This is a genomic window from Pseudomonas sp. 05N433 (assembly GCF_056396925.1).
The window spans coordinates 270,004-276,222 of record NZ_JBFTML010000009.1 but is presented as its reverse complement, the minus strand read 5'-3'; the positions used below and the strand labels follow the sequence as shown (position 1 = coordinate 276,222).

Sequence of the window (6,219 nt, the reverse complement as noted above, 5' to 3'; positions counted from 1 at the left end):
CGCTGCATCTGGTCTGAATCCAGGTTTACGGACCAATCGGGATCTCGTTGCTTTGCCCGTGAGTACGTACTGCGGGAAATGCGCAGGATACGACAGGCCTGATCGCCCGATGCCTGCCACTTTTCGAGTATGCCTACAGCTGCTCGCAAACCAGTCACGCACTGGTCTTTGGTGAATCCTTGTGCCTGGGAGGTTGCTGTCATGTTGATCACTTGTTGTTTGTCTGTAGATACAAATATATGCAAGATGACTCTATAGATCAATGACGTTTATGAGGCGGGGCTCCTCCGACAGGGCTTCTTCTTTATCATTCAGGTTGTGCTAAAGATACACAGCCCCGTAGGAGCGGCCTTCGGTGAGGTTTGTGCCAGGCACAAAAAAACGGCCCGAAGGCCGTTTTTTGTTTACCGCAAAGGCTTAACCGCCGAGGTACGCTTCGCGTACTTTCGGGTCGGTCAACAGCGCTTCACCGGTCCCGCTCATCACCACCCGGCCGTTTTCCAGCACGTAGGCACGGTCGGCGATTTTCAGGGCCTGGTTGGCGTTCTGCTCCACCAGGAACACCGTCACACCGTCCTTACGCAGTTGTTCGATGATGTCGAAGATCTGCTGGATGATGATCGGTGCCAGGCCCAGCGATGGCTCGTCAAGCAGCAGCAGCTTGGGCTTGCTCATCAGCGCGCGGCCGATGGCGAGCATTTGCTGTTCGCCGCCGGACATGGTGCCGCCGCGTTGGGCAAAGCGTTCTTTCAGGCGTGGGAAAAGTCCCAGAACCTTGTCCATCTGTTCCTGATAATCGCCCTTGTCGGTGAAGAACCCGCCCATGGCGAGGTTTTCTTCCACGGTCAGGCGGGCAAACACCCGACGGCCTTCCGGAACCACGGCGATGCTTTTACGCATGATCTGCGACGAGTCCTGGCCGACGAGCTCTTCGCCCATGTAGCGGATGCTGCCGCTGTGGGCTTGCGGCGAACCGCAGAGGGTCATCAGCAGGGTCGACTTGCCGGCACCGTTGGCGCCGATCAGGGTCACGATCTCGCCCTGGCGGACTTCGACGTTGACGCTGTGCAGCGCCTGGATCTTGCCGTAGAAGGTGGAAACGTTTTCGAACTGCAGCATTTACGCTTCCCCCAGGTAGGCTTTGATCACTTCAGGATTGTCGCGGATCTGCTCCGGCGTGCCGTTGGCCAACGGTGTGCCCTGGTTGATCACGAAGATATGGTCGGAAATGCTCATGACCAGTTTCATGTCGTGTTCGATCAACAGCACCGTCACATTATGCTCTTCACGCAGGGTGCCGATCAGCGCCTTGAGGTCGTCGGTTTCCCGCGGGTTGAGGCCGGCGGCCGGTTCGTCGAGCATGAGGATGCTTGGACGGGTCATCATGCAGCGGGCGATTTCCAGGCGGCGCTGCTGACCATAAGCCAGGGTGCCGGCCGGGCGGTTGGCGAACTCCTTGAGGTTGACCTTTTCCAGCCAGAACTCGGCGTATTCCATCGCCTCGCGTTCGCTGCGGCGAAACGCCGGGGTCTTGAACAGGCCTGCCAGGAAGTTGGTGTTCAGGTGCCGGTGCTGAGCAATCAGCAGGTTTTCCACGGCGGTCATGTCCTTGAACAGCCGCACGTTCTGGAAAGTCCGCACCACGCCTTTGCCGGCGATCTTGTGGCCGGGCAGGCCTTCGATCGCTTCACCGTTGAGCTGGATAGTGCCGGCGGTGGGTTTGTAGAACCCGGTCAGGCAGTTGAATACAGTGGTCTTGCCGGCGCCGTTGGGACCGATCATCGAGACCACTTGTTTCTCTTTGACGCTCAAGGCTACGCCGTTGACCGCCAACAGGCCGCCGAAGCGCATGCTCAGGCCATCTACTTTCAGGATCTCTCTGCTCATTTACGCAGCTCCATGTGAGGACGTTGCATGGGCAGCAGACCTTGAGGACGCCAGATCATCATCAGCACCATCAAGGCGCCGAACATCAACATGCGGTATTCGCTGAAGTCACGCATCAGTTCGGGCAACAGGATCATCACGACAGCCGCGAGAACCACGCCCAACTGCGAGCCCATGCCGCCCAACACCACGATGGCGAGGATGGTGGCCGACTCGATGAAGGTGAACGACTCCGGCGTGACCAGCCCTTGGCGCGCGGCGAAGAAGCTACCGGCGAAACCAGCGAAGCAGGCACCCAGGGTGAAGGCCGACAGCTTGATCACGGTCGGGTTCAGGCCCAGGGCACGGCAGGCGATTTCGTCTTCGCGCAAGGCTTCCCAGGCACGGCCGATCGGCATGCGCAGCAGGCGGTTGATCACGAACAGCGCGAACAGTGCCAGCAACAGCGCCACCAGGTAGAGGAAAACCACCTTGCTGACCGGGTTGTACGTCAGGCCGAAGAACTCGTGGAAGGTCTGCATGCCTTCGGTGGCCGTTCTTTCGAAGGTCAGGCCGAACAGCGACGGTTTGGGAATGTTGCTGATGCCGTTCGGTCCGCCGGTGAGGCCCGTCAGGTTACGCAGGAACAGACGGATGATCTCACCGAAGCCCAGGGTCACGATCGCCAGATAGTCACCGCGCAGGCGCAGCACCGGGAAACCGAGCAGGAAGCCGAATGTGGCCGCCATCAGGCCGGCGATCGGCAGGCAGATCCAGAAGCTCAGCCCGTAGTAGTGCGACAGCAGCGCATAGCTGTAGGCACCCACGGCGTAGAAGCCGACGTAACCGAGGTCGAGCAGGCCGGCCAGACCGACCACGATGTTCAGGCCCAGGCCGAGCAGCACGTAGATCAGGATCAGCGTGGCGATGTCCACCGCACCGCGTGAACCGAAGAACGGCCAGACCAGTGCCACGACGATCAACGCCATGATGATCCAGCGCTGGGTGGTCGGCAGGGTCAGGAAGTGGCTCGCGCTGGCCGGGATCAGTTTGCCCTTGGGCACGGAGCTCATGGCCGCCGAGTATTCGCGGTCGAACAGCACACGCAGGAACATCAGCACCGAGCAGGTGGCGATGATGATCAGCGTGGATGTGCTGGCGCCTTCCACTTCGAGGTTGATCCCGGCGATGGACAGTTTCAGGCCGAGTACCGGATAGGCCACGGCCCATACCAGCAGGGCGCTGAACAGCGCCTGTTTAAGATTCCTAGTCATACTTTCTCAACCTCCGGACGACCCAGCAGGCCGGTTGGCCGGAATAACAGCACCAGGACCAGAAGGCCGAAAGCCACCACGTCCTTGTACTGGTCACCGAATATATCGGCGCCGAATGCTTCGGCTACCCCCAGCACCAGACCACCGAGCATGGCGCCCGGAATGCTGCCGATGCCACCCAGCACCGCCGCGGTAAAGGCTTTGAGGCCTACCAGGAATCCGGCGTTAGGGTTGATCACGCCGTACTGCATGCTCAACAGTACTGCCGCCACGGCCGCCAGGGCGGCACCGATGACGAAGGTCAGGGCGATGATGTTGTTGGTGTTGATTCCCAGCAGGTTGGCCATCTTGATGTCTTCGGCACAGGCCCGACAGGCGCGTCCCAGACGTGAACGCGAGATGAACTGGGTGAGACAGAGCATCACCACCAGGGTCACCACGAACACCAGGATCTGCATGTAGGAGATCAGCACTTCCTGTGCGCCGCCTGGACCGAAGCTGAAGCTGCCCGGAATCAGGTTAGGGATCGATTTGTCCTTGGAGTCCTGCGAGAGCAGTACGGAGTTCTGCAGGAAGATCGACATGCCGATGGCGGAGATCAGCGGGATCAGACGGTTACTGCCCCGCAGAGGGCGGTAGGCGATCCGTTCGATACTGTAGCCGTAGGCACTGGTCACGACGATGGTCGCCAGGAAAGCGGCGGTCATCAACAACGGCAGAGAATGGATACCCAGCATGGCCAGTCCGGCAAGGACGATGAAGGCCACGTAGGAACCGATCATGTAGACCTCGCCATGGGCGAAGTTAATCATTCCAATAATGCCGTAAACCATTGTGTAGCCAATGGCTATAAGGGCATAGGTGCTGCCAATGGTCATCCCATTAACCAGCTGTTGGAAGAAGTGATAGATCTCAGGCATTACAGCGCTCCTAAAAACCTGATACGCATTTCACTGGTGGAGTCATGTTCCGGCCCGGGCTGTGTGGTCTGTGGCCACCTTCGCACGAGCGTTTGCCAGCGAACCGCTGGTGACGGTTTTAAGATTTTCAGGTAAGCCAACTCCCGGATCGCGGGACTCTGACTCATTAATCTCGTAAAACAAAGCCCACTGCTTGCGCAGTGGGCTTTATTAATCATGGCGCTAGCTTACTGAGGGGAAACTTCGGTTTTTGGTTTGCCGAAGTGCCACTCATAGACCACGAATTTGAAGTCTTTCAGGTCGCCCTTGCTGTCGAACGACAGATCACCGGTCGGGGTCTTGAAGGTGCCTTTGTGAATGGCTTCAGCCACCTTGGCGGTGTCTTCGCTCTTGGCAGCCTTGATACCTTCGGCAATCACTTCGACAGCCGAGTAGGCCGGGAACACGAACGGACCGCTTGGGTCCTGCTTCTTGTCGGCAAAGGCTTGTACCAGGGCTTTGTTGGCTGGGTCCTGGTCGAAGGATTTCGGCAGGGTGACCAACAGGCCTTCGGAAGCATTCTGGGCAATTTGCGAGATGGAGTCGTTGCCGACGCCTTCAGGCCCCATGAACTTGGCTTTCAGGCCTTTTTCCTGGGACTGACGCAGGATCAGGCCCAGCTCCGGGTGGTAGCCGCCGTAGTAGACGAAGTCGACGTTGGCTTGCTTGAGCTTCTGGATGATCGAGGAGAAGTCCTTGTCACCGGCGTTGAGGCCTTCGAACACGGCAACCTTGACGCCTTTCTTCTCAAGGGTCTGTTTCACGGCGGTGGCGATGCCTTCACCGTATTGCTGTTTGTCGTGCAGCACGGCAACGATTTTCGGTTTTACGTGATCGGCAATGTAGTTACCGGCGGCAGGGCCCTGGGCGCTGTCCAGGCCGATGGTGCGGAACACCAGCTTGTAACCACGGGTAGTGATGTCCGGGTTGGTGGCGGCCGGGGTGATCATGATCACGCCTTCGTCTTCGTAGATGTCCGAAGCTGGCTGGGTGGAGCTGGAGCACAGGTGGCCGACCACGAATTTCACACCATCGTTGACCACTTTGTTGGCGACGGCCACGGCTTGTTTAGGGTCGCACGCGTCGTCGTATTCCTTGGCTTCGAGCATCTTGCCGTCGACGCCGCCCTTCGCGTTGATCTGCTCGATGGCCATCTTGGCGCCGATGAACTGCATGTCGCCGTATTGAGTGACCGGGCCGGTTTTAGGGCCGGCGATGCCGATCTTGATGGTGTCGGCGGCGAACGAATGGCTGGCAACCCCGGCCAGAACCATAGCGGCAAACAGTTTTGAAATCTGCTTAGTAGCCTTAGTCATAGTGCTCCACTCTTACTGTTGTAGTTTTTATAGTCCTGGCGCCGTAGCAGCAGAACCGGGTCAGATATCGTCGATATCCTCCGGAAAATGCCCCCGGCAACTGTACCGGTACAGTGTAGAGCGCCGATTGTTAGCCTGGGAAGCTGGCGCCAGGGGGCAAAACCTGAGGGTGTCGCTTTGTTGAAAGAAAAAGACAGAATCGCGGCAGGATGTTAGCTGGCTAATACTTGAAGCAGCAGCATTCCCTGGCTTTCCCGGGTTTTTCAATCGGTAACGCAATTGCATCCGGGTTTTTCTGGCGCAACACCGACGTTATCATTCACATCGATTTCTTTTGCGGACAGGAACCCATGACTCAAGAACCTAGCACCCTCTATGCCAAGCTGCTTGGTGAAACCGCATCTATTACCTGGAAAGAGTTGGAGCCGTTCTTCGCCAAGGGTGCCCTATTGTGGGTCGACCCAGGCCTGGATTTGATTGCTGCGGCGGAGGCGGTGGCGACCGATGAAGGCGAGAAAGTCGCTGCCTGGCTGGCCGCCGACAAGGTCGCCAAGCTGTCTGAAACGCGGGCGCTGGATCTTTTCGAGCGTGATCCGGAGCTGTGGGCCGTGGTTGTTTCGCCGTGGATTATGATCCAGGAAAGGGCGAAGGCTTGAATGCTTGCACTGATTTGGTGCTTGGTTTTGTCGGGTAAAAGTGTGTAGCCGAGTAGCGTGATGGCACGTTGCCGTGGAGAAAGGCCACAGAAAGGCCGGTATAACGGTGACGTAAACGTAACGGGAACAGTTTATTGAGCAGCCGATG

Annotated in this window: 7 protein-coding genes; 1 reads left to right on the top strand and 6 read right to left on the bottom strand. The window is 58.2% G+C overall.

Annotation, left to right across the window (positions count from 1 at the left end; translation table 11 throughout):
• From AC1DIS_RS06980 to AC1DIS_RS06955, 6 genes are all read right to left on the bottom strand, one after another.
• Positions 1–203 (bottom strand): antitoxin Xre-like helix-turn-helix domain-containing protein (locus tag AC1DIS_RS06980; RefSeq protein ID WP_477780800.1); only part of this gene is annotated, 203 nt, incomplete at its 3' end.
• Between the two features lie 214 nt (positions 204–417).
• On the bottom strand, positions 418–1,119 hold the full coding sequence (locus AC1DIS_RS06975) for an ABC transporter ATP-binding protein (protein WP_018926896.1): 702 nt from the start codon (positions 1,117–1,119) through the stop codon (positions 418–420).
• The gene (livG, locus tag AC1DIS_RS06970) at positions 1,120–1,887 is read right to left on the bottom strand and encodes a high-affinity branched-chain amino acid ABC transporter ATP-binding protein LivG (RefSeq protein WP_018926895.1); all 768 of its coding nucleotides are present in this window, start codon (positions 1,885–1,887) and stop codon (positions 1,120–1,122) included.
• Complete coding sequence (locus AC1DIS_RS06965) at positions 1,884–3,140, bottom strand: high-affinity branched-chain amino acid ABC transporter permease LivM (RefSeq protein ID WP_064619898.1); 1,257 nt, start codon at positions 3,138–3,140, stop codon at positions 1,884–1,886. The genes livG and AC1DIS_RS06965 overlap by 4 nt, the downstream gene beginning before the upstream one ends.
• On the bottom strand, positions 3,137–4,060 hold the full coding sequence (gene livH / locus AC1DIS_RS06960; RefSeq protein WP_018926893.1) for a high-affinity branched-chain amino acid ABC transporter permease LivH: 924 nt from the start codon (positions 4,058–4,060) through the stop codon (positions 3,137–3,139). Before livH ends, AC1DIS_RS06965 begins: the two co-directional genes overlap by 4 nt.
• A 227-nt stretch (positions 4,061–4,287) precedes the next feature.
• Complete coding sequence (locus AC1DIS_RS06955) at positions 4,288–5,415, bottom strand: branched-chain amino acid ABC transporter substrate-binding protein (RefSeq protein ID WP_019580926.1); 1,128 nt, start codon at positions 5,413–5,415, stop codon at positions 4,288–4,290.
• A 350-nt stretch (positions 5,416–5,765) separates the two neighbouring features.
• On the opposite strand from AC1DIS_RS06955, the gene AC1DIS_RS06950 reads away from it, so the two are divergent.
• Positions 5,766–6,071, top strand: coding sequence for a DUF2288 domain-containing protein (locus tag AC1DIS_RS06950; protein WP_026286481.1), 306 nt, complete (start codon positions 5,766–5,768; stop codon positions 6,069–6,071).
• Positions 6,072–6,219: the final 148 nt, after the last annotated feature.

Bases quoted from the DNA above. Each gene is read 5' to 3' on its own strand.
- AC1DIS_RS06955 (WP_019580926.1), bottom strand. From the start codon at position 5,415: ATGACTAAGGCTACTAAGCAGATTTCAAAACTGTTTGCCGCTATGGTT.
- AC1DIS_RS06975 (WP_018926896.1), bottom strand. From the start codon at position 1,119: ATGCTGCAGTTCGAAAACGTTTCCACCTTCTACGGCAAGATCCAGGCG.
- AC1DIS_RS06965 (WP_064619898.1), bottom strand. From the start codon at position 3,140: ATGACTAGGAATCTTAAACAGGCGCTGTTCAGCGCCCTGCTGGTATGG.
- livH (WP_018926893.1), bottom strand. From the start codon at position 4,060: ATGCCTGAGATCTATCACTTCTTCCAACAGCTGGTTAATGGGATGACC.
- AC1DIS_RS06950 (WP_026286481.1), top strand. From the start codon at position 5,766: ATGACTCAAGAACCTAGCACCCTCTATGCCAAGCTGCTTGGTGAAACC.
- livG (WP_018926895.1), bottom strand. From the start codon at position 1,887: ATGAGCAGAGAGATCCTGAAAGTAGATGGCCTGAGCATGCGCTTCGGC.